1 protein-coding gene is annotated in these 567 nt (G+C 54.3%); it reads left to right on the forward strand.

All coding sequences use genetic code 11. The features are described from left to right. Window positions 1–296 precede the first annotated feature (296 nt). Complete coding sequence (locus ABD654_RS05595; RefSeq protein ID WP_344703111.1) at window positions 297–482, forward strand: hypothetical protein; 186 nt, start codon at window positions 297–299, stop codon at window positions 480–482. The last annotated feature ends 85 nt before the right edge of the window (window positions 483–567 follow it).

Here is a 567-nt window from a genome sequence, read left to right on the forward strand (position 1 = left end):
CGACGAAAGCACCAGTACCGGGCTTGGCAGTGCCACTGTCGGCAGCAGCAAGCCCGGATGGCAATGCATGAACGATCACGGCTGTAGTTACGACTGTAGTACTAGCCCTGTTGCGCCATCCAGCGCAAAGGCAAGACGCTCGTTGACTACAATCAAATCCTCGTTGCCAGGCGGATTACCTGGAACACATAATCCCGCCACTTGCTGAAACCGTGCCATCAAGGCTCTTCCATTCGCTAGTTATCTGACGACTCAGTACAATCGCTCTCCAAGCCCAAGTGCAAAGAGGCAGCGAATTGTCCATCACTGACTACCTGAGCATTTTGTTCTCCCGGCAGCGCTGGCGGCACGCCCTGCTGGCGGCCCTATCGTTGCACCTTATATTGGGCGCCTATGCCTTGTTGGTCGATATCACCCGCGGCATGGATCTCTCACTGCTGGTCAATACTGTGCAATTTTCACTAGGGCCTGTTGACGTTTGATGACAGGAAGATTTGGCAGGATAGAGGCAAGCTCGCAGAATAAAGGTTCCTACGCCAACAAACTGCAAGCCTGCCATGCCCCGAC

The organism is Halomonas cibimaris, from assembly GCF_039537045.1.
GTDB classification, from domain to species: Bacteria; Pseudomonadota; Gammaproteobacteria; order Pseudomonadales; family Halomonadaceae; genus Vreelandella; species Vreelandella cibimaris.